Source organism: Pseudomonas sp. FA117, from assembly GCF_057370475.1.
Map to the genome: position 1 here is coordinate 2,689,585 of NZ_CM170675.1, position 21,092 is coordinate 2,710,676.

Here is a 21,092-nt window from a genome sequence, read left to right on the forward strand (position 1 = left end):
CGCTTCAGCAGGAAAGGGCAGGTTTGACGCGGCGCAGGCGCTGGGCCAGCTTGGCGGTGAGCTTCACGGCGATGGCAGCGAATATCAGGGCGAAGGCCAGCGGATACCAACCGCCCATGGGGATGCGCTTGTAGAACGACAGGCAGAACACCCCGGCCAGGACCCAGGTCCCGGTGCTGTGCAGGCCGCGCCACAGGCGCCCGCCGAGCAGGCGCATGGCGCCTTTGAACGAGGTCAGGGTCAGCAGCAGGATGAACAGGTAGCCGACACTGCCGGGAATGTTCGCCACCGCAGTGCGGCCGGCCCAGAACAGCTCCGGGAAGCGCTGGGCGTAGAGGTAGATCAGCACCCCGTGCACGGTGTGCGAGAAGGCGAAGGCCAGGCCCAGGAAGCGCCGCTCGCGCAAGACCTGGCGGCTGAAGGTGCCCGGCAGCAGGGTGACCAACGAGGAGGCCAGGAAAGTCAGGAGAAACAACGCAAAGGAGCTGCGCGCAGTGGCGCGGATGGCCGTGCGCAGGGCATCGGAGGAACCGCTCGGGTGCATTCCCAGGGCCAGCCCGGTCATCACCAGGGTAAGGCCGGCGAGCGCGGCAAAGAGTTTCCAGCCGGAGGGTAACGCGAGGTTTTTCATGGACAGCTCCCAGGTCGATCGGCGATGACGGTGGTCATCGCCTTGTTGTGCCGGGGAGTGTGGTGGGCAGGGGTATCTGCAGTGTGTCGGGGTAGCGGGAGTTGTGTATCGGCGTGTAGACGCCGTTCAGTCCAGGGGCTGCGTCAGCAGGCAGTCCAGGCCCGTGGCCTGGCTCGGCCGACCGCGGCTGCGGCTCATGGCTGCACCGCGTAGTGCGACTGCACCAGGCCGGACAGCGGCAGGCTGCGGCTGGACAGCAGCCTGAGGCGGATATCGCTGCCCAGTTCGCCGAACAAGGGGCGCCCGCTGCCGATCAGCACTGGCACCGAGGTGATCACCAGGTCGCTGACCAGGCCTTCGCGCAGGAATGCGCGGATCAACTGACCGCCATCGACATAGACCTTGCCCACCCCCTGTTCGGCCAGCGCCTGCATCAGCTCGCCCGGGGTCTGTGCGCTGAACCGCACCTTGCCTTCGAGCGCGGCAGGCACGCGGCTGCCGGCGAGCTGGCGCGACAGCACCAGTACCGGCACCGGGTAGGGCCAGGGGTCGAAGGCTGCGACGGTTTCGAAGGTGCCCCGGCCCATCACCAACAGGTCGATACCGGCGATGAACGCCTCGTAGCCGAAATCCTCGCCGGGCACGGGCTCGTGCGGGAGCCAGTCAAGGCTGCCGTCAGAGCGGGCGATGAAGCCATCCAGGCTGGTGGCGATGAACACATGTGCGGTGGTCATGGGGCAGGTCCTTTTGAATATGCAGCCTGTATTCTAAGGGCTTGGCCATTGGCGCAGAAGCTTCAGGTCAGCGGCTCTTGCTCCTGCTTGTACAACTGCAGGCCGCGCGCCTGGTAATTGGCCAGCGCGGCCGGGTGGTCGAGGCTGCAGGTGTGCACCCACACACGCCGGGTGCCTGGCCACGCCCAGGCACTGCCGATGGCGTGGCTGAGCAGCGCGCCGCCCAAGCCCATGGCCAGGAACTGCGGGGCAAGGCCGAAGTAACGGATCTCGGCGTTCTCGCCGTCGGGTCGGTTGAGTTCGTAGTAACCGGCGATGGCACCACGGTGATAGGCCACCCAGGTGCGGTGGTGATCCTGGCCGATCACCTCCAGCCACTGCGCGTCGCTCCAGCTGTCGAGATCGTTCCAGCCCCAGTCCTTGCCCACCAGCTGATAGAGGAAGCGGTTGAGTTGCGGCTGGGCGATTTCGCACTCGACGACGGACAGTGCGTGCGGCAGCGGCTTGGCGCGCAGCGCATCGGGCGACGTCATTTCCAGGTAGTAGGTGGTCAGCGTGGCGGTCACCGGCGAGGCTCCAGGTCAGGGGCAGGACGCAAGGTCCAGCGGCGTGTCGATGTCGCGAAGGATACCGGGATCCTCGATCTCCAACACCTGGCACGCCTGCGGCTGACCTTCGATCAGCGCGCGGCCGCCCTGGTCACCCTGCAGTTCGCGCAGCGCTGGCCAGAAACGGCGGCCGAAGATGACCGGATGGCCGCGCCGGCCCTGGTGGGAGGGCATCAGGATGCGTTGTGCATCGACGTGCTGCAGAAGGTATTCGAAGGTCTGCGGCGCGATCCAGGGCATGTCGCCGAGCAGCACGGCCACGGCCTGGATTTCGATATCTGCCTGGGCCAGTGCGGCGGCACCGGCCGCAAGGCTGGCCCCCATGCCGTTGGCGGCCTGTTCGGCGCGCACGATATGCACCGCTGCGTCGATGCCCCACGCCTGCGGGTCATCGTCGCTGCGCAGCACCAGGTACACCGGGTCGAAGCTTGCCTGAACCTGTTGCAAGGTACTGGTCAGGAGCATCCGACCGTCTGCCAGCAGCGCCTTGCGCTTGTCGCTGCCAAAGCGTGTGCCGCGCCCGGCGGCCAGGACCAGGGCGGCGCAGCGCGGGCGGGCAGGCAGATCGTTCATGATGGGCAGCCTTGTACGGAGGTGCGGGCAAGCATACCGCAAGGTTCAGGCTGCAGGCAGCGCCCGCTCGCGTGCCTGCTTGGCCGTGGTCACGCTCACGGCACCAGGCAGCTCGACGCCGTTCTTGGCGGCGAGGATCTCGGCCATGACGCTGACGGCGATCTCGGCCGGAGTCTTGCTGCCGATGTAGATGCCGATGGGGCCGTGCAGGCGCGCCAGGCTGGCATCGGTCTCGCCGAAGTGCTCGATCATTCGGGCACGGCGCTGCTGGCTGTTGCGTCGCGAACCGATGGCGCCAATGTAGAAGGCCGGGCTGTGCAAGGCTTCGAGCAGGGCCAGGTCGTCGAGCTTGGGGTCATGGCTGACCGCGACGATGCAGGTGCGCAGGTCCGGGGCGAAGTCGCGCACCACATCATCGGGCATGCCGACCAGGCATTCGACGCCTGCCACGTTCCAGCCGTCGATGTACTCCGGGCGCGGGTCGCAGACCGAGACGCGAAAGCCGTTGAACAGGGCCATGGTCGCCAGGTATTCGGCCAGCGCGCCGGCGCCGATCAGCAACAGCCGATAGCCGGGGCCAAGGGTGTTGACCATGTGCTGGCCGTCGAAGCTGAACTGTTCGGGGGTGGCGGTGGCCTGCAGGGTAGTTGCGCCGCTGTGCAGGTCGAGCTGGCGGCGCACCAGTTGCCCACGGTCGAGCTGGCCGAGCAGTTGGGCCAGCGACTGCCAGGAGGGGGAGAACTCGAGGATCAGCTCCAGGGTGCCGCCGCAGGGCAGGCCGAAACGATGGGCCTCGTCGGCAGTGACGCCATAGCGCACCCGTTGCGGGGCGCCGTCGGGTAGGCCGGCGCCGCCGTGGGCCGTGGTGTAGCGGTGGATCAGGTCGTCTTCGATGCAGCCGCCCGAGACACTGCCGACCACACGGCCATCGCTGCGCAGGGCCATCATCGAACCGACCGGGCGGGGCGACGATCCCCAGGTACGGGCGACGGTGGCCAGCAGCACGCGGTGACCGGCGTGAAGCCACTCCTGGGCGGTGCGCAGGACCAGCAGGTCGATACTTTCCATGGGCGCTCCTTGGTTTCAATGCAGGCGTGCCAGGCTGGCCTGGCAACGCCTGTGCGGGTCTTGCCGCCACCGTGGCCGTGCTGGCCTGTGGCTGCGGCGCAGGTTCAGCGCATGTGCAGCACGATCGGGCTGCTGCTGGCCGGGTCGGTGTGCTCGCGCAGCTTGCCCACCGCCTTGGCATCGACTGCACCGCCAGTGTTGCCCCAGGCCGTGCGCACGAAGCTCAGCACCTCGGCGATTTCCTGGTCGGACATCTGCCCGCGCAGCGCCGGCATCCGGTAGGCATCCGGCACCCCGGCCGCGACGATACGCTGCGAGCCGTTGAGGGTGATGTTGATCGCCGAGGCACTTTCGCTGGCCAGCATCGAGGTCGCTCCGGCGAGCGGCGGAATCCACTCGGCCTGGCCCTGGCCTTCCAGGCCATGGCAGGAGGCGCAGCGGGTCACGTAGCTGTGTGCGCCCGGTGCATCCAGTCGGCTGGCCGCCGACACGGCCTGGTACTGCCAGGGCGGGCCATCACGCTGGGGGTCGCCCGGCAGGGATTTCAGGTAGCGGGCAATCGCTCCCAGGTCGTCGTCGCTCATGAACTGCGTGGAGTTGTTGAACGCCTCGGTCATCGAGCCGTACACCACGGCATGCTTGTTTCGGCCAGTCTTGAGGAACTGCACGATGTCAGGCTCGCTCCAGCGGCCCAGGCCGGTGTTGTGGTCCTGGCGCAGGCTGGGCGCGTACCAGCCGTCGAGCAGGGCACCGGCGAGAAACGCCTTGCCGGACTCGTCCAGCGCCTTCTCGTTGAATGCCAGCCCTCGCGGCGTGTGGCAACTGCCGCAGTGCCCGGGGCCCTGGACGATGTAGGCGCCGCGGTTCCACAGCGGGTCTTGGCTGGTGTTCTCGGCGTAGGGCTTGTCGGCGGCGAACAGACCGTTCCACAGGGCAATCGGCCAGCGCATGTTGAGTGGCCAGGGGATGTCGCTGGGGATGTTGGCCTGCGTGGACGGTTGCACGCCTTTCATGAAGAAGGCGTACAGCGCCCGCACATCGTCGTCGTTGAGCTTGGCGTAGGACGGATACGGCATGGCCGGGTACAGGCGCCGGCCTCCGGGCGCGACGCCGTGGCGCACGGCGCGGTCGAAGTCGGCCAGGCTGTAGCTGCCGATGCCGACGTTGCGCTCCGGGGTGATGTTGGTGGCGTGGATCGCGCCCAGCGGCGTGGCCATTTCCAGCCCGCCGGCGAAGGGCGCCTTGCCGGGCAGGCTGTGGCAGGCCACGCAGTCGCTCACCCGCGCCACGTATTCGCCGCGGCTGATCAGGGCCTGGTCGGGGTTTGGGGTTTCCTGCTCGAAGGGCGAGGTGACCTCGCGAGTGACATACCAGGCCAGCAGGCCTGCCGCGACCAGGCACGGCAGTGCCAGCCAGCGCGTGGTGGTTACCAGTCGGCTGTTGTTCATAGGGCTTCCGTGTCAGGCAAAGGTATGGCGGCTGAGGGGCAGGCTGCGCGCACGCTGGCCGGTGAGTCGAGCCACGGCGTTGGCCACCGCAGGCGCCACTGCCGGCAGCGGCGGCTCGCCGATGCCGCCCATCTTCGCCCCGCTTTCGACGATGCGCACATGCACCCGGGCCATGCGTGACGGCGGCAGGATCGGGTACAGGTCGTAGTTGCGCGCACGTGGCATGCCGTTGACGTACACCGCTTCCTCGATCAGCGTCTGCGACAGGCCCAGCGCCACCGCGCCATTGACCTGATGCTCGACGATCGCCGGGTTGACGACGCTGCCTGGATCGATGGCCTGCCAGATGTCGTGCACCTTGACCTGGCCGTTCTCGATCGAGACCTCGGCGATCACCGCTGCCTCCGAGCCGAACGGCGAGGCCATGGCCACCCCGCGGGCGCGCTTGCTGCCGTCTTCTGCCGTGAACGGGCCACGCTTCCAGCCACCGGACAGTTCGCCGACCGCTTGCAGCAGGGTGGTCAGGCGCGGATTGTCGCGCAGCAGGTGCAGGCGCAACTCGAACGGATCATGACCACCCTTGTCGGCCAACTCGTCGAGGAACGATTCATAGAAGAAATCGTTCAGCGAGTTGCCGACCGAGCGCCAGTAACCGAGCATCACCGGGCCTTTGACGTAGATCTGCGCGATGCGCTTGTTGGCGATGGCATAAGACTTGCCGGCAAGGCCCTCGATGGCGGTCGGATCGATCTTCTCGCCCTGCTTGCCGGCCAGTGATTCGGTTGGCCCCTCGGTGGCGCTGACCGCCTCGATGGCGACGGGCAGACCCTGCTCATCGAGGCCGGCACGGAATTTGACCACTGCAAGCGGGCGCAGCACATCGCGCAGGAACTCTTCTTCGCGCGTCCAGATCATCTTGACCGGTCGCCCCACCGCCTTGGCCAGGGCAATGGCCTGCGGGTAGGGGTTGGCCGAATCGTAGAGGAAGTGACGTCCGAAGAAGCCGCCCAGCAGCGGCGAATGCAGGATGACCTGCTCCTTGGCCAGGCCCGTGCGCTTGGCGATGTCGTCGCGGAACATGTCCGGAGCCTGGTTCGGCAGCCAGACTTCGAGCGAGCCGTCGGGATTGAAGCGGGCGAGGGCCGACGGTGGCTCGAGCTGGCCATGGTTGAGGTACTGGTTGTGGTAGGTCGCCTCGACCTGGGTCTTGGCACCCTTGAGCGCAGCAGCCACATCGCCTTCGTTTTCGTCGTCGCGGGCCGGGCCGGTCTGGGCGGCCAGGTGGTCGCGATAGGCGTCGCTGGAGAAGTCGGCCGGCATCACCCGTACCTGGGCATCGGCAGCGGCCTCCTGCCAATCGACCTGCACCGCTTCGGCGGCACGCTTGGCGTGCCACCAGCGTTCGGCGACCACGGCCACCGCACCGGGCAGCACATGCACCGAGTGCACGCCCTTCATGGCCTTGACCTGCGCTTCGTTGCGCAGGCTGGCGACGTTCATGCCCAGGCGTGGCGCGTGCTGGACGGCGGCGTGGAGCATGTCGTCGACTTTCAGGTCGATGCTGTACACCGCCTTGCCGGTGGACTTGTCATGGGCATCGAGGCGGTGCACCGGTTTGCCGATCCAGCGGAATTGCGCCGGATCACGCAATTGCACGCTGGCGGGGTCGGGCACCGCAAGGTCCATGGCCCGCCCGGCCAGTTCGCCATAGCTGAGCGAGCGGCCGGAGGCGGCATGCACCACCTTGCCCGGCTCGGTGGTCAACTCGGCCACCGGCACCTTCAGGCTGTCGGCACCGGCCTGCAGCAGCATGGCCCGGGCCAGGGCGCCCAGGCGGCGCATGGTCGGGTAGCTCATGCGCACCGACATGCTGCCGCCGGTGATGCGCAGGCCGTTCTCCATCACCACGTAGGCCTCGCCTGGCGGGGCGCTGTCGACCAGGAAGCTGGCCGGGTCCATGTCCAGTTCTTCGCCGACGATCTGCGCCATGGCGGTCCAGGTGCCCTGGCCGCCCTCGATGAACGGGCAGAGCAGGCGCACGCTGTTGTCCGGGCGAATCTCCAGGAACGCGGGCACCTGTGTGCCACGCGTGCTGGCCGCAGCGGTGGCGGCCTGCACCCGCGCCGAACCCAGTGGCAGGCCGAAGCCGATCACCAGCGCACCCAGGGCGCTGCCGGCCAGGAAGCGCCGTCGCGACAGGTTGACCGGGTGATCCAGCTTCAGGTCACGCAGCTCGGCGGGAAGTTCGAAAGGCGAATTCATCAGGCGTTCTCCTTCCCGGCCGGTTGGCTGGCGAGCTCGTGCACGGCGGCATGGATCGCGTTGTAGGTGCCGCAGCGGCACAGGTTGACCATCGCCGCGCTGATCTGCTCGTCGCTGGGTGTCGGGTTGTGCTTGAGCAGAGCGGTGGCGGCCATCACCTGGCCGGACTGGCAGTAGCCACACTGGGCCACCTGGTGCTCGACCCAGGTCGAGACCACGCGCTTGCCGACCGGATCGGCCTCGATCGCCTCGATGGTGGTGACTTCGCGTCCGACCACACCGGCCACCGGCGTGACGCAGGCGCGCACCACATTGCCGTCCACCAGCACCGAGCAGGCGCCACACTGGGCCAGGCCGCAGCCGTACTTGGTGCCGGTCAGGCCCAGGTCATCGCGGATCACCCACAGCAGGGGCGTATCGGCGTCGGCGTCGACCTCATAGGTCTTCTGGTTGATGCGTAGTTCCATGGCGTTCACCCGCTGATCATCGGTTGGTGTCTCGTCGTTATAGGCAGGGTGGCGCAGCGAGGCGCGGCCCTGGCGGGAATGCCGCGCGCACGCGAGCGAGCCGGATTCCCGATCTGAAAACTCTAGACCCTGGAACGCAGGTTTCCTATCCGTTGGGCAGCAGGTTCAGAGAATCGGGCAAGAAATCAGGCGAATTGCGCTAGTGGCCGACACGACAGGCCCCGTTCCGCGTCCGATCTTCCGAGGACGCAGACAGTGCCGGGGGGATCAGAAGAAACTGCGCTGGGCCTTGAGCGTGAGCATGCCGTCGCAGTAGGTGTTCATGCCCGAATAGGCGCCGCAACCGCTGCCGCTGAGGTCGGAGCTGCTGTAGATCAGGTCCAGGTCGATGCCCAGCCAGGGCCGTGACAACTGCAGCGACCAGTCGTTGAAGGTGTCCACCTGGCTGCCGTCGCCGATGGTGTAGGGGGTGCCGAGGCGGTGATGGGCGACCTTCACCCGCAGGCTGACATCCAGCAAGGGCAGTTGCCCGAGGTCGGCGAACAGGGTCCCGGTGCGGTTGTCCGGGTTGTCGTTCAGTGCACCGCCGAAGCGCCTGCCCAGCAGCGACAGGCCGCCGTACAGGGCGTGGCTGTCGGGGCGCGAGAGGTTGGGGTAGCTGTAGTGGATCAGCCCGGCCTCGTAGCCGAAACTGTCGGTGAAGCGCTGCTTGTAGCCCAGATAGCTGTCGAGCTTGAGGGTGGACGCCGCGCTCAGGCCCATGCTCGGCGCGTACTGGCCGACGTACCAGCCACTGGGGTGACTGAGGTCCAGGCCGCCGTGGAAGGCACCGACCGCGCTCGGCGAGATCAGCCCCTGGGCCATGCTGCGCGAAGCCGTGGTGCCGAGCTTGAAATCGAAATCGCCCAGTTGCCGCTGGATCTGTTGCGCCGCCAGCAGCGGGCTGAACAGCAGCGCGGCACTGAGCAACAGGGCGTGCCTGGTCATGCTCACCGTCCTGCAAGGCCTGTGGTAGAGCGCCAGAGCATACCGTCCTGGAGCGTCCAGGGAAACCAGGCCCGTCGGCTCAGTCGTCCTGGAACACCGAACGGTAGGCGAACAAGCCAGGTGCACCGCCCGTCATCAGGAACAGCAGGTTGTCGCCGCGGCGGTACAGGCCATTGTGCACATCGTCGAGCAGCCCGGCGAAGGCCTTGCCCGAATACACAGGGTCGATCAACAGGCCCTGGTGCCTGGCCATCAGGCGTACGGCAGCGACCATGGCGCTGGTCGGCTGGCCATAGGCCTGGCCACGCTGGCTGCCGTCGACGTGGATGCTCCCGGCATCGAGCTGCAGGGCCGGATCGAGCAGGGCCAGGGTTTCGCGGGCCAGCGTCAGGGTTTGCCGATGGGTGTCAGCCTGCTCGTGCAGTACCGCGAACGATTTCACCACAGCCGGACCCTCGCCCATCGCGGCAAAGCCTGCAGCCAACCCGGCGTGGGTGCCGGAGCTGCCGTTTGCCAGCACGATGCGTTTGAAATCGACCCCCAGTTGCCGGCCCTGGTCGGCGATCTCCAGCGCAGCCTTGGCGTAGCCCAGGGCGCCGAGTGGGGTCGAGCCGCCGGTGGGGATCACCAATACCTTGCTACCTTCACTGACCAGCTCGGCGCGCCGTGTTTCGGCCCACTGGCCAGGAGTGATGCCGTCGTGGGTGATGTGCACGCTGGCGCCGAACAGCGTATCGAGCAGCACGTTGCCATTGTGTTCGTAGTCGCTGTCCGAGCGCGCCACGGCGCGTCCGAGCACAAGTTCGCAGCGCAGGCCGATCAGGGCACAGGCTGCCGCAGTCAGGCGCGCGTGATTGGACTGCAGGCCGCCGACGGTGATCACGGTATCGACGCCGTCGCGCAGTGCGGCGCCGAGCAGGAATTCCAGCTTGCGCAGTTTGTTGCCGCCGCCGCCCAAGGCCATGTGGTCGTCACGTTTGGCGAACAGGGCGATACCCTGTTGCTCGAGGCCCAGCGCCCGCTCGACACCGCCAAGGCGCTGGATGGGGGTGGCGCTGTCGAGCAGCGTGGTCTGGGGGAAGGGGCGGAGCAGGTTGTGCAGTGATGTCACGGCGAGTGGTCTCCTGGGCAGGTGCCGCTTACCGTATTGCCTGGCGCCGGCGGGATAAAGCCGGCTGGCGTTGAAACACTATCAACCCGGCGTTGAAGATCTCAGTCGCGGTAGAACACCTGCACCAGGTGATAGCCGAACTTGGTCTTGATCGGCCCATGCACCACGCGCAGCGCCTTCTTGAAGATCACCTGGTCGATGGCACCGACCAGTTGCCCCGGGCGCACCTCGCCCAGATCGCCACCACGCTTGCCCGACGGGCAGGTCGAGAACTTCTTCGCCAGCACGTCGAATGCCTCGCCCTTGTCCAGGCGCTGCTTGAGCTGTTCGGCCAGCTCGGCGGTCTTGACCAGGATGTGGCGTGCTTGTGCTTTCATTGGGGCAACCTGTGCTTCGGGCAAAAAAGGCCGCCATTATGCCTGATCGTGCGGCGGCCTGCGGCATCTGGCCGTTTGCCGTTACTGGGCGAGCCAGCCGCCATCGACGTTCCACGCAGCGCCCCGTACCTGGCTGCCGGCCTCGCTGCACAGGAACAGCGCCAGCTCGCCCAGGTGCTCGGGGGTGACGAACGCCAGTGATGGCTGCTTCTCGGCCAGCAGGTCGTGCTGCGCCTGTTGCGGATCCGTTCCAGTGGCTGCGCGGTCGTCGATCTGCTTCTGCACCAGCGGGGTCAGCACCCAGCCGGGGCAGATGGCGTTGCAGGTGACATTGCTGGTCGCGGTTTCCAGCGCCACTACCTTGGTCAGCCCGATCACCCCGTGCTTGGCCGCCACATAGGCAGCCTTGCCGGTGGAACCCACCAGGCCGTGCACCGAGGCGATATTGATGATCCGCCCCCAGCCGCGTTCGCGCATACCTGGAAGGGCCAGGCGGGTGCCATGGAACACGGCCGAGAGGTTCAGCGCGATGATCTTGTCCCAGCTCTGCACCGGGAAAGCTTCGACCGGTGCCACGTGCTGGATGCCGGCGTTGTTGACGAGGATGTCGACACCGCCGAAGGTGCGCTCGGCCAGGGCGAACAGCGCTTCGATCTGCGCCACCTCGGACAGGTCGGCCGGATGGTGCGCGACCTGCACACCGTGACGGGCGATCTCGGCGAGCGCAGGCTGTGGATCGCCGAAGCCATTGAGCAGGATGTTCGCGCCAGCCCTGGCCAGCACCTGGGCGATGCCCAGGCCGATGCCGCTGGTGGATCCGGTGACCAGTGCCGTCTTGCCTTTGAGAGTCATGTGCCGCTCCTTGCTCGAGGGTCGGATCAGCGCCGCGGGTCGAATGCCTCGCGCAGCGCGTCACCGATGAATACCAGCAGTGACAGGATCACCGCCAGCGCGAAGAACGCCGTGAAGCCCAGCCACGGCGCCTGCAGGTGCTGCTTGCCCTGGGTCACCAGCTCGCCCAGCGAAGCGGTGCCGGCGGGCATGCCGAAACCGAGGAAATCCAGCGCCGTGAGGGTGGTGATGGCGCCGGTGAGCATGAACGGAATGTAGGTCAGGGTAGCGTTCATGGCATTGGGCAGGATATGCCGCAACATCACCTGGGTGTCCGGCAGGCCCAGGGCACGCGCGGCCTTGACGTATTCCAGGTTGCGCCCACGGAGAAATTCGGCGCGTACCACATCGACCAGGGTGAGCCAGGAAAACAGCGCCATGATCCCCAGCAGCCACCAGAAATCCGGTTCGACGAAGCCCGACAGGATGATCAGCAGGTACAGCACCGGCAGCCCCGACCAGACCTCCAGCAGACGCTGGCCGAGCAGGTCGACCCAGCCACCATGGTAGCCCTGCAGCGCGCCGGCCGTGACGCCGATCAACACGCTGGCCAGGGTCAGGGCAAAGGCGAACAGCAAGGAGACGCGGGTGCCGTACAGTACCCGGGCGAGCACGTCGCGACCCTGGTCGTCGGTGCCCAGCCAGTTGCTGGCGCTTGGCGGGCTGGGGGTGGGCACCTGCAGGTCGTAGTTGGGCGTGTCGGCACTGAACGGGATGGGCGCGAACAGCATCCAGCCACCCTGGCCTTCGATCAACCGGCGGACATAGGCGCTGCGGTAGTCGGGCTGGAATGGCAGCTCGCCGCCGAACTGCTGCTCGGTGTAGCGCTTGAGCGCCGGGGTGTACAGCTGGCCCTTGTACGACAGCAGCAGCGGCTTGTCGTTGGCCACCAGTTCTGCGCCCAGGCTCAGCAGCAGGAGCGCGCCGAACAGCCACAGCGAGATCCAGCCCAGCCGGTTTCGGCGAAAGCGCTGCAAGCGGCGGCGGGCGATGGGCGAGAGCATCAGTGGGCCCTCGTGTCGAAATCGATGCGCGGATCGAGCAGGGTGTACGACAGGTCGCCGATCAGACGGATCAGCAAGCCTGCCAGGGTGAAGATGAACAAGGTGCCGAACACCACCGGGTAGTCCCGTGACACGGCCGCTTCATAACTCATGCGCCCCAGCCCGTCGAGCGAGAAGATCACCTCGATCAGCAGCGAGCCGGCGAAGAACACCGTGATCAGCGCCTGGGGCACACCGGCCACCACCAGCAGCATGGCATTGCGCAGTACGTGGCCGTACAGCACCCGGCGCTGGCTCAGGCCCTTGGCCCGGGCGGTGACCACGTATTGCCGGGAAATTTCGTCGAGGAAGGCGTTGCGGGTCAGCAGGGTGAGGGTGGCGAAGCCGCCGATCACCAGCGCGGCGACCGGCAGCACCAGGTGCCAGAAGTAGTCGGCAACCTTGCCCAGCAGGCTCAACTGGTCGAAGTCTTCCGAGACCAGACCGCGCACCGGGAACCAGTTCAGCGAAGTGCCGCCGGCGAACAGCACGATCAGCAGCAGGGCGAAGAGAAACGAGGGCAGGGCATAGCCAATCACGATCAGCGCGCTACTCCAGGTGTCGAAGCGGCTGCCGTGGCGGATCGCCTTGCGGATGCCCAGCGGGATCGACACCAGGTAGGTGATCAGCGTCGCCCAGAAACCCAGCGACAAGGTGACCGGCAGCTTGTCGAGGATCAGGTCGGTGACCTTGGCGCCGCGGAAGAAGCTTTGGCCGAAGTCGAGCCGGGCGTACTGGCCGAGCATCAGCCACAGGCGTTGTGGCGCGCTCTTGTCGAAGCCGTACTGGCGCTTGATCTCCTCGATCAGCTTCGGGTCCAGCCCGCGGCTGGCGCGGGATTCGCCCTGCACCAGATCGACCCGTGCGCCCGGCGCGCCCCCGCCGATACCCTGCAGGCGCGCCACCGCCTGCTCCACCGGGCCACCGGGTGCCGCCTGGACGATGGCGAAGTTCACCAGCAGGATTGCCAGCAGGGTGGGGATGATCAGCAGCAGGCGGCGCAGGATGTACGCGGTCATGGCGTGGCCTTCAGGTGCTCGGCCATCTGCTGGTTGGTCAGCGCCGTCGGGCTGACTTCCCACCAGGTGTCCAGGCCTTCGTCATAGGCGGCCTGCACCTTGGGCAGGCCGAAGCGGTTCCACCACACCGTCGAGCTGCCGGGCGGGTAGTAGTTGGGGATCCAGTAGTAGTTCCACTGCAGTACCCGGTCCAGGGCATGGGCGTGGCGCAGCATGTCGGCCTGGGTCGAGGCGCGCACCAGGCCGTCGAGCAACTGGTCCACGGCCGGATCCTTGAGCACCATCAGGTTGTTCGAACCCGGGTCGTTGGCGGCCGCCGAACCGAAGTAGTTGTACTGCTCCGATCCCGGCGAGAGGGTGACCGGATAGCCGGTCACGACCATGTCGTAGTCGCGGGCCATCAGCCGGTTGATGTACTGGGCCGAATCGACGTTGCGGATGTTCAGCTCGATGCCGATCTGCGCCAGGTTGCGCTTCCAGGGCAGCAACAGCCGCTCCAGGCCTGACTGGCCGTTGAGGAAGGTGAAACTCAGCGGAGTGCCGTCGGTGTTGACCAGGCGGTCGCCCTGCGCGTGCCATCCGGCAGCTTCGAGCAGTGCCAGTGCTTGAAGCTGCTGCTTGCGGATGATGCCGGAGCCGTCGGTCACAGGGGCGCTGAACACCTGGGTGAAGACTTCGTCGGGAATCTTCCCGCGCAGCGGTTCGAGCAGCTTGAGTTCGTCGGCGTCGGGCAGCGCACGGGCGGCGAGCGGGGTGTTGGAGTACAGGCTTTGCTGGCGGATGTACAGGTTGCGCATCATCTGCCGGTTGCTCCACTCGAAGTCCCAGAGCATGGCCAGGGCCTGGCGCACACGGCGGTCGGCGAACACTGGCTTGTCGAGGTTGAACACGAAACCCTGGGCATTCTGCGGCTTGGCCGGGCCGAGGTGGGCACGCTGCAGGCGCCCGTCATCCAGTTGCGCGCCGTTGTAGCCCAGGGTGTAGGCGGTGGCGGAGAACTCGCGGTTGTAGTCGTAGCCGCCGCCCTTGAGCACCTGGCGGGCGACCTCGGTGTCGCCGAAGAATTCGACGCGCATGCGCTGGAAGTTGTAGCGCCCACGGTTCACCGGCAAGTCTTTGGCCCACCAGTCGGGGTTGCGCTCGAAGGTGATGCTGCGGCCGTTGTCGATCCGGCTGATGCGGTACGGGCCGCTGCCCACCGGCTTGTCGAAGCCGGCGCCATTGGCGAAGTCGCGGCTCTGCCAGTCGTGCTCCGGCAACACCGGCAAGGTGGCCAGGTCCAGCGGCAAGGTCCGGCCGTGCGGCTGCCTGAAATCGAAGCGCACGCTGCGCGGGCCCTCGACGGTGACCCCGGCCACCTCGGCGAACTGGGTGCGGTACTTGAGGCTGCCTTTGCTCATCAGCAGTTCGAAGGTGAAGCGCACGTCCTCGGCGCGCACCGGCTTGCCGTCGGCGAACGTCGCGCGCGGGTCGATCTCGAAGCGCAGCCAGGCATCGTCGGGGCCACGCTCCATGCGGCGCGCGATCAGGCCGTAGACCGTGTAGGGCTCGTCGAACGAGCGTACCGCCAGCGGCGCATACAGCCAGCCGTCGACATCGGTGACGCCGGTGCCTTTGTCGATGTAGGGCAGGATATGGTCGAACTGGCCGATCTCGATGGCCGAGCGGCGCAGGCTGCCGCCCTTGGGGGCGTCGGGATTGACGTAGTCGAAGTGCTGGAAGCCGGCAGGGTAGCGCGGGGCTTCGCCGTAGACGGTCAGGGCATGGGAGGTGGCGGCGTGGCTGGCAGCGGCCAGCCATGACAACAGGCAGCCCGCCAGCACACGAGCCAGTGCCTTGCAGGCCCGGGCTTGCCCCGTGATCGGGAACGGCGAGAGGCCGCGTATGACGGTTGCCGCCCAGTCGCGGGACAAGCCCGCTCCTACAAGGGCGCTGCAGGGGCGGGCGAACAAGACCGGATCAGTCCTGGCGGCTGGTCACTTCCAGCAGGTGGTAGCCGAACTGGGTCTTCACCGGGCCTTGCACGGTGTTGACCGGCGCGCTGAACACCACGGTGTCGAATTCCTTGACCATCTGGCCTGGGCCGAACGAGCCCAGGTCACCGCCCTGGCGGCTGGACGGGCAGGTGGAGTTGGCCTTGGCGACTTCGGCGAAGTCGGCACCGGCTTCGATCTGGGCCTTGAGTTCGTTGCACTTGTCTTCGCTGCTGACGAGGATGTGACGGGCGGTGGCGCGGGCCATGGGAACTGCTCCTTGATTTGAAACGGCAAGCCTAGCGCACTTGGCTGCGAAATGTCTCGCAAGGCTTGCCGTGGTCTTGCTACAACCGCGCTGCGGCCTGGCGCAGCATGGTCTCGGTCGAATCCCAACCCAGGCAACCATCGGTGATCGACACGCCGTATTTCAGCGCGCCCTTGCCGAGCGCCTGGCAGCCGTCGAACAGGTGCCCCTCGAGCATCACCCCGACGATCGAGGTGTCGCCGGCCAGGCGCTGGCCGAGCACGTCCTCGAACACTGCAGGCTGGCGCGCCGGATCCTTGCCGCTGTTGGCGTGGCTGCAGTCGACCATGATCCGCGCTTGCAAACCGGCCTTGGCCAGCCCCTGGCGGGCCAGGGCGATGCTGTCGGCATCGTAGTTCGGGCCTTTGTGACCGCCACGCAGCACCAGGTGGGTGTCCGGGTTGCCGAAGGTCTCGATGATCGCCGGGTAGCCCTGCGCATCCATGCCGAAGTGGCGATGCGGCGCTGCTGCGCTGCGCATGGCATCGGTGGCGATGGCGACGCCGCCGTCGGTGCCGTTCTTGAAACCGACCGGCAGCTCCAGGCCGCTGACCATCTCGCGGTGGATCTGCGACTCGGTGGTGCGCGCACCGATGGCCGCCCAGCCCAGCAGGTCGTCGAAGTAGCCGGCGGCCATCGGTTGCAGCAGTTCGGTGGCGATCGGCAGGCCGCGCTCGAGCATGCCCAGCATCAGGCCACGGGACAGGGCGATACCGGCGTGCATGTCGTCGCTGCCGTCCAGGTGCGGATCGTAGGCCAGGCCCTTCCAGCCCACGGTGGTGCGGGGCTTCTCGACGTAGGCGCGCATCACCAGCAGCAGCTTGTCGTCGACTTCGCGGCTGAGCGCGGCCAGGCGGTCGGCGTATTCCAGTGCCGAGCGCGGGTCGTGGATCGAGCAAGGGCCGACGATCACCAGCAGGCGCGGATCGCGGCCTTCGAGGATGGCGCGGATGGCCTGGCGATGGGCCTGGACTTGCTGGGCGAGTTCGCTCGAGAGCGGCATCTGCTGCTTGAGCAGGTGAGGGCTGGGCAGACGCTGGCTGACGGCGGTGTTGGCAGCGGCAGGCTGGGTCAGGGGCAGAGCGAGATTCGAGGATTGCATGGCGTTGTTTCCCTGGGCGGACGGCGGGTGCTTCCCGCGCTGTCGGCCCTATCGAGGTGTTCGACAGATATTCGGATGATTGCTGTGCGCAGCTTCGCCACCAGTGATGGACCGTACGGAGGCGGCAGGCTGGCCCGAACGGGATTGGCTAAATCGCCAGGCGTAGGTGAAGGCGTAGCGGTAGCTGGTGTAGTTCATGAATCTGTCCTCGGAACGAATGAATGTTTTTACAGGCCCTGGAAACGCAAAACCCCCGGTCGGGGAGCCGACCGGGGGTTGAGTATTCTCATGTTCGGCGGCCCCTCGAAGGTGGACGCCGCGTGGGTATCGGCGCCTAGTGGCTAAACCAATACCCGAAATAGGAGCAGCCGAGGTTACGACCGGCAACGGCCAGCACAGGGCGCGCGTGGCGACCGGTGGTGTTGGCGTGGTTGCAGGTGGGGTTCGACATGGTGCTCTCCAGTGATTGGGGTCGAGCTTACTGCACCTGCAATCGTCTGTTCAATGGATAAATGCTATCGCGGTGATATTCCGGGGCAGCGCACGGCCCCGGGTCCGGACGATCACGGCAGATAGTGCTTGAGCTCCCGCGCAATCAGCATGCGCTGAATCTCGCTCGAGCCTTCGTAGATCTGTGTGATGCGTGCATCGCGGTAGTACTTCTCCACCGGATAATCCTCCAGATAGCCATACCCGCCATGCACCTGGATCGCCATGGAACACACCCGCTCGGCCATCTCCGAGGCGAACAGCTTGGCTTGCGAGGCTTCCGACAGGCACGGCCTGCCGGCGGTGCGCAGGCGCGCGGCATGCAGGATGAGCAGGCGCGCGGCATTGACCTGCACCTGCATGTCGGCCAGCAGGTTGGCGATGCTCTGATGCTCGTTGATCGGCTTGCCGAACTGGATGCGTTCGCGCGAGTAGGTCAGTGCCGCCTCGAACGCGGCGCGGGCGATGCCCAAGGCCTGGGCAGCGATGCCGATGCGTCCGCCCTCGAGGTTGGACAAAGCGATCGCCAGGCCTTTGCCGCGCTCACCGAGCAGATTGGCGGCGGGGATGCGGCAGTTGTCCAGGGTCACGGCGCAGGTGTCGGAGGCACGGATGCCCATCTTGTGTTCGCTGCGGTCGACCTTGAAGCCCGGGTTGTCGGTCTCTACCAGAAACGCCGACAGCCCCTTCTTGCCCAACTGCGGATCGGTGACGGCAAAGACGATCGCCAGCCCAGCCCGCCGGGCGTTGCTGACGAACTGCTTGGCGCCGTTGATCACCCAGTGGCCATCGACCAGCTCGGCACGGGTGCGCAGGTTATGGGCTTCGGAGCCGGCCTGGGGTTCGGTCAGGCAGAAACAGCCAATCACTTCGCCGCTGGCCAGGCGCGGCAGCCACTGCCGCTGTTGCTCGGCGCTGCCATAGGCCAGCAGCGGCCCACAGCCGACCGAATTATGGATGCTCATCATGGCCCCCGTGGCGCCGTCGCCTGCGGAGATTTCCTCCACGGCCAGGGCGTAGGCGACATAGTCGGTGTAGCTGCCGCCGAAGGTGTCGGGCACCACCATGCCCAGCAAACCCAGCTCACCCATGGCGCGGACCACGCCATCGTCGATCCAGGCGGCCTTCTCCCAGGCCTGGGCATGGGGCGCGATCTCGCCACGGGCAAAATCCCGGGCCATGTCGCGGATCATGATCTGCTCTTCGCTCAGTTCCAGGTCTTGCATGTTGCTGCTCCCCGGCTCACAGGCCTTCGAAGAATTGGTCGACCCGCTGGCGCGACAACGCGGCCAGGGTGGGCGGGTTCCAGCGCGGCTGCTTGTCCTTGTCGACGATCAGTGCACGCACACCCTCGATGATGTCGCCATGGGCGAACCACTGGCGGTCCAGGTGCAGTTCCATGGCGAAGCAGGCTTGCAGGCTCAGGTGGCGACCGCGGCGCAACATCTCCAGGGTAACCGCCATGGCCAGCGGCGAGCGGGTTTCCAGCTGATCGGCGGTGGCCAGGGCCCACTGGCGACTGTCGCCGATGCTCACCGCGCGCAGTTGCTCGAGGATGCCGGGCAGGTCGGGCAGGGCGAAGAAGTGATCGATCGCCGGGCGCAGGCGGGCCAGCGGTGCGTCGTCCAGGGTCTGGGTGCCGAGCTTTGCCAGCAGGCCCTGCAGGTCCTTGAGCGGGTGATCGCCGAACACCAGCTGATCCAGACCCTGATCCAGCGCGGCCAGCCTGTCGCTGGCCAGGTACCAGTCTGCCAGCCCGCAGTACAGGGCGTCGGCAGCCTGGATCTGCGCACCGCTGACGCCCAGGTAGGTGCCCAGTTCGCCAGGAATGCGCGAGAGGAAGTAGCTGCCGCCGACGTCAGGGAAGTAGCCGATGCCCACTTCCGGCATGCCCAGGCGGCTGCGCTCGGTGACGATGCGCAGGTCTGCGCCCTGGGCCAGGCCCATGCCGCCGCCGAGGGTGAAGCCGTCCATCAGCACCAGCACCGGCTTGTGATAGTGGTGCAGGCACAGGTCGAGGGCGTATTCCTCTTCGAAGAAGCGTTCGTGCAGGTCGCTGCCGGCCTTGAAGCTGTCGTGCAGCGAGCGGATGTCGCCGCCGGCGCAGAAGCCCTTGGGGCCTTCGCCGCGCAGCATCACGGCCTTGACCTGCGGATCATGCGCCCAGACGTCCAGGTGCCGCTGCAGGCTGCGCACCATGTCCAGGGTCAGGGCATTGAGGCCGGCGGGGCGGTTGAGGGTCAGGTGGCCGATGTGGTTGCGGATGTCGGCCAGAACATGATCCGTGGCCTGGGGTTGAGCGTGCGCGGTCATCGCGGTCTCCCTGCTTTGTTATTGATTTTCCAAGTGAAGTCTGGAAATACGCTGGAGGATCGGAGGATCCTGCCATGCGTATTTGCCTGACACAATCGGTAAATCTGCAGGGGCGGAGTGCATTTTTGTGGCAGATGATCAGGCATCTACCGTGTTGGTGCTGGCCTTTTCGCGGGCAAGCACGCTCCCACACGCTCTGCCGTGATCTTTGGTGGGAGCGGGCTTGCCCGCGAAAAGAGCGACGCGCACTCGACTCAGTTACGATCCAGCCACACCGTCTGCACGTTGCAGAACTCACGCACACCGAAGTGCGACAGCTCGCGCCCGAAGCCGCTCTTCTTCACGCCACCGAACGCCACACGGGGGTCGGAGGCGCAGTAGCCGTTGATGAACACGCCGCCGGTGTCCAGTGCCGAGGTCATGCGTTCGGCCAGTGCCAGGTCGGCGGTGTAGATAGTCGCCGCCAGGCCGAACTCGCTGTCGTTGGCCAGTTCCACCGCATGCTCGGCGTCACGGGCGCTGATGATCGCCGCCACCGGGCCGAACAGCTCCTGCTTGAATGCGGTCATCTCAGGGGTGACGTGGGTGAACACGGTCGGCTCGTAGAAGTTGGCGCTGCCTTCGACCTTCTTGCCGCCCAGCAGCAACGTGGCGCCTTCGGCAAGGGTTGCCTGGACCTGGCCATCGAGCTCGTCGCGCAGGTCGAAGCGGGCCATCGGGCCGATGTAGGTGTCATCCTGCAGTGGGTTGCCGATTTTCAGGGCGTGGGTGGCTTCGACGAACTTCTGCGTGAACGCCTCGAGGATGCTCTCCTCGACGATGAAGCGCTTGGCCGCTGCGCAGACCTGCCCGGTGTTCTGGTAGCGACCGATCACGGCGGCCTTGACGGCGGCATCGAGGTCGGCATCGGCCAGCACGATGAACGGATCGGAACCGCCGAGCTCGAGCACGCATTTCTTCAGCGCAGCACCGGCCTGGGCACCGATCGCCATGCCGGCGCGCACGCTGCCGGTGAGGGTGATGGCGGCGATGCGCGGGTCATTGATGGCGCGGGTGACGCCCTCGGGTGTGACGTTGATCACTTCGAACACGCCTTGCGGCAGGCCGGCCTGCTGGAACAGCTCAGCCAGCAGGTAGGCGCTGCCCATCACGTTCGGTGCGTGCTTGAGTACATAGGTGTTGCCGGCCAGCAGGGCCGGAACGGCGCCACGCAGCACCTGCCAGATCGGGAAGTTCCACGGCATCACGGCGAGGATCGGGCCGAGCGGGCGGTATTCGATGCGCGCTTTCTCGATCTGGGTGGCCTCAGGGGCGAGCATGGCCGGGCCGTGCTCGGCATACCAGCGGCACAGGCCGACGCATTTGGTCACCTCGCCACGGGCCTGGGTGATCGGCTTGCCGATTTCCCGGCTGATCATCGCGGCGAAGGCCTCGTGGTTGGCCTGCAGGGCGTCGGCCAGGGCGATCAGGTATTCGCTGCGCTGACCCAGCGACACCTGGCGCCACTGGGTGTAACCGGCCTTGGCGCGCTGCAGCGCCGCATCCAGTGCGGCCTCGCTGTCGTAGGGGTAGGCGCCGATCTGCTCGCCGCTGTAGGGGTCGACGGAAAGGGCATGGGTCAGGCTGCTGATCTCGCTCATGGCGGGTCCTCTTGTTGTCTTGGCACGGTGTCGTATTCGACTGAGGCCA

The 21,092-nt window shown here is 66.7% G+C and carries 20 protein-coding genes; all 20 read right to left on the reverse strand.

The genetic code is table 11. From position 1 onward, the window contains the following. Positions 1–4: 4 nt before the first annotated feature. Entirely contained in the window at positions 5–631 is a 627-nt protein-coding gene (locus AC1TXO_RS12315; RefSeq protein ID WP_486406580.1) for a ferric reductase-like transmembrane domain-containing protein, read from the reverse strand. A gap of 194 nt (positions 632–825) precedes the next feature. Further along, positions 826–1,365, reverse strand: coding sequence for a dihydrofolate reductase family protein (locus AC1TXO_RS12320; protein ID WP_486406581.1), 540 nt, complete (start codon positions 1,363–1,365; stop codon positions 826–828). A 62-nt stretch (positions 1,366–1,427) separates the two neighbouring features. Beyond that, positions 1,428–1,931 carry a GNAT family N-acetyltransferase gene (locus tag AC1TXO_RS12325; protein WP_486406582.1) on the reverse strand — a complete coding sequence of 168 codons (504 nt, stop codon included), beginning with the start codon at positions 1,929–1,931 and terminating at the stop codon, positions 1,428–1,430. 15 nt (positions 1,932–1,946) lie between these two features. Beyond that, complete coding sequence (locus tag AC1TXO_RS12330) at positions 1,947–2,546, reverse strand: nucleotidyltransferase family protein (RefSeq protein WP_486406583.1); 600 nt, start codon at positions 2,544–2,546, stop codon at positions 1,947–1,949. A 45-nt stretch (positions 2,547–2,591) separates the two neighbouring features. Beyond that, complete coding sequence (locus tag AC1TXO_RS12335) at positions 2,592–3,614, reverse strand: XdhC family protein (RefSeq protein ID WP_486406584.1); 1,023 nt, start codon at positions 3,612–3,614, stop codon at positions 2,592–2,594. A 104-nt stretch (positions 3,615–3,718) separates the two neighbouring features. Further along, positions 3,719–5,062, reverse strand: coding sequence for a c-type cytochrome (locus AC1TXO_RS12340; RefSeq protein ID WP_486406585.1), 1,344 nt, complete (start codon positions 5,060–5,062; stop codon positions 3,719–3,721). A 12-nt stretch (positions 5,063–5,074) separates the two neighbouring features. Continuing rightward, entirely contained in the window at positions 5,075–7,324 is a 2,250-nt protein-coding gene (locus AC1TXO_RS12345) for a xanthine dehydrogenase family protein molybdopterin-binding subunit (protein ID WP_486406586.1), read from the reverse strand. Next, positions 7,324–7,791, reverse strand: a complete 468-nt coding sequence (locus tag AC1TXO_RS12350) for a (2Fe-2S)-binding protein (protein ID WP_486406587.1) — start codon at positions 7,789–7,791, stop codon at positions 7,324–7,326. Before AC1TXO_RS12350 ends, AC1TXO_RS12345 begins: the two co-directional genes overlap by 1 nt. Positions 7,792–8,058: 267 nt before the next feature. Beyond that, on the reverse strand, positions 8,059–8,778 hold the full coding sequence (locus tag AC1TXO_RS12355; RefSeq protein WP_486406588.1) for a TorF family putative porin: 720 nt from the start codon (positions 8,776–8,778) through the stop codon (positions 8,059–8,061). A gap of 79 nt (positions 8,779–8,857) precedes the next feature. Then, on the reverse strand, positions 8,858–9,889 hold the full coding sequence (locus AC1TXO_RS12360) for a D-cysteine desulfhydrase family protein (protein ID WP_486406589.1): 1,032 nt from the start codon (positions 9,887–9,889) through the stop codon (positions 8,858–8,860). A gap of 101 nt (positions 9,890–9,990) precedes the next feature. Then, a complete protein-coding gene (locus AC1TXO_RS12365) occupies positions 9,991–10,266 on the reverse strand; it encodes a peptidylprolyl isomerase (RefSeq protein WP_486406590.1) in 276 nt (91 codons plus the stop codon). A gap of 81 nt (positions 10,267–10,347) precedes the next feature. After that, the gene (gene hbdH / locus AC1TXO_RS12370) at positions 10,348–11,118 is read right to left on the reverse strand and encodes a 3-hydroxybutyrate dehydrogenase (RefSeq protein WP_486406591.1); all 771 of its coding nucleotides are present in this window, start codon (positions 11,116–11,118) and stop codon (positions 10,348–10,350) included. Between the two features lie 26 nt (positions 11,119–11,144). After that, on the reverse strand, positions 11,145–12,161 hold the full coding sequence (locus tag AC1TXO_RS12375) for an ABC transporter permease (protein WP_486406592.1): 1,017 nt from the start codon (positions 12,159–12,161) through the stop codon (positions 11,145–11,147). After that, entirely contained in the window at positions 12,161–13,219 is a 1,059-nt protein-coding gene (locus AC1TXO_RS12380) for a microcin C ABC transporter permease YejB (protein WP_486406593.1), read from the reverse strand. Before AC1TXO_RS12380 ends, AC1TXO_RS12375 begins: the two co-directional genes overlap by 1 nt. Further along, on the reverse strand, positions 13,216–15,042 hold the full coding sequence (locus AC1TXO_RS12385) for an extracellular solute-binding protein (protein ID WP_486406834.1): 1,827 nt from the start codon (positions 15,040–15,042) through the stop codon (positions 13,216–13,218). The genes AC1TXO_RS12380 and AC1TXO_RS12385 overlap by 4 nt, the downstream gene beginning before the upstream one ends. 136 nt (positions 15,043–15,178) lie before the next feature. Continuing rightward, the gene (locus tag AC1TXO_RS12390; protein ID WP_325948143.1) at positions 15,179–15,460 is read right to left on the reverse strand and encodes a peptidylprolyl isomerase; all 282 of its coding nucleotides are present in this window, start codon (positions 15,458–15,460) and stop codon (positions 15,179–15,181) included. A 79-nt stretch (positions 15,461–15,539) separates the two neighbouring features. Beyond that, entirely contained in the window at positions 15,540–16,601 is a 1,062-nt protein-coding gene (locus tag AC1TXO_RS12395) for a 3-deoxy-7-phosphoheptulonate synthase (protein ID WP_486406594.1), read from the reverse strand. A 563-nt stretch (positions 16,602–17,164) separates the two neighbouring features. After that, the gene (locus AC1TXO_RS12400; protein WP_486406595.1) at positions 17,165–18,316 is read right to left on the reverse strand and encodes an acyl-CoA dehydrogenase family protein; all 1,152 of its coding nucleotides are present in this window, start codon (positions 18,314–18,316) and stop codon (positions 17,165–17,167) included. Between the two features lie 16 nt (positions 18,317–18,332). After that, positions 18,333–19,403: an enoyl-CoA hydratase/isomerase family protein gene (locus AC1TXO_RS12405; protein WP_486406596.1), complete on the reverse strand. Its 1,071-nt coding sequence runs from the start codon at positions 19,401–19,403 to the stop codon at positions 18,333–18,335. Positions 19,404–19,657: 254 nt separating this feature from the next. Next, positions 19,658–21,043, reverse strand: coding sequence for an aldehyde dehydrogenase family protein (locus AC1TXO_RS12410; RefSeq protein WP_486406597.1), 1,386 nt, complete (start codon positions 21,041–21,043; stop codon positions 19,658–19,660). Positions 21,044–21,092: the final 49 nt, after the last annotated feature.

Excerpts from the sequence above, each read along its gene's own strand:
- AC1TXO_RS12315 (WP_486406580.1), bottom strand. The coding sequence starts at position 631 with ATGAAAAACCTCGCGTTACCCTCCGGCTGGAAACTCTTTGCCGCGCTC.
- AC1TXO_RS12320 (WP_486406581.1), bottom strand. The coding sequence starts at position 1,365 with ATGACCACCGCACATGTGTTCATCGCCACCAGCCTGGATGGCTTCATC.
- AC1TXO_RS12330 (WP_486406583.1), bottom strand. The coding sequence starts at position 2,546 with ATGAACGATCTGCCTGCCCGCCCGCGCTGCGCCGCCCTGGTCCTGGCC.
- AC1TXO_RS12335 (WP_486406584.1), bottom strand. The coding sequence starts at position 3,614 with ATGGAAAGTATCGACCTGCTGGTCCTGCGCACCGCCCAGGAGTGGCTT.
- AC1TXO_RS12340 (WP_486406585.1), bottom strand. The coding sequence starts at position 5,062 with ATGAACAACAGCCGACTGGTAACCACCACGCGCTGGCTGGCACTGCCG.
- AC1TXO_RS12345 (WP_486406586.1), bottom strand. The coding sequence starts at position 7,324 with ATGAATTCGCCTTTCGAACTTCCCGCCGAGCTGCGTGACCTGAAGCTG.
- AC1TXO_RS12350 (WP_486406587.1), bottom strand. The coding sequence starts at position 7,791 with ATGGAACTACGCATCAACCAGAAGACCTATGAGGTCGACGCCGACGCC.
- AC1TXO_RS12355 (WP_486406588.1), bottom strand. The coding sequence starts at position 8,778 with ATGACCAGGCACGCCCTGTTGCTCAGTGCCGCGCTGCTGTTCAGCCCG.
- AC1TXO_RS12365 (WP_486406590.1), bottom strand. The coding sequence starts at position 10,266 with ATGAAAGCACAAGCACGCCACATCCTGGTCAAGACCGCCGAGCTGGCC.
- hbdH (WP_486406591.1), bottom strand. The coding sequence starts at position 11,118 with ATGACTCTCAAAGGCAAGACGGCACTGGTCACCGGATCCACCAGCGGC.
- AC1TXO_RS12375 (WP_486406592.1), bottom strand. The coding sequence starts at position 12,161 with ATGCTCTCGCCCATCGCCCGCCGCCGCTTGCAGCGCTTTCGCCGAAAC.
- AC1TXO_RS12380 (WP_486406593.1), bottom strand. The coding sequence starts at position 13,219 with ATGACCGCGTACATCCTGCGCCGCCTGCTGCTGATCATCCCCACCCTG.
- AC1TXO_RS12390 (WP_325948143.1), bottom strand. The coding sequence starts at position 15,460 with ATGGCCCGCGCCACCGCCCGTCACATCCTCGTCAGCAGCGAAGACAAG.
- AC1TXO_RS12395 (WP_486406594.1), bottom strand. The coding sequence starts at position 16,601 with ATGCAATCCTCGAATCTCGCTCTGCCCCTGACCCAGCCTGCCGCTGCC.
- AC1TXO_RS12400 (WP_486406595.1), bottom strand. The coding sequence starts at position 18,316 with ATGCAAGACCTGGAACTGAGCGAAGAGCAGATCATGATCCGCGACATG.
- AC1TXO_RS12405 (WP_486406596.1), bottom strand. The coding sequence starts at position 19,403 with ATGACCGCGCACGCTCAACCCCAGGCCACGGATCATGTTCTGGCCGAC.
- AC1TXO_RS12410 (WP_486406597.1), bottom strand. The coding sequence starts at position 21,043 with ATGAGCGAGATCAGCAGCCTGACCCATGCCCTTTCCGTCGACCCCTAC.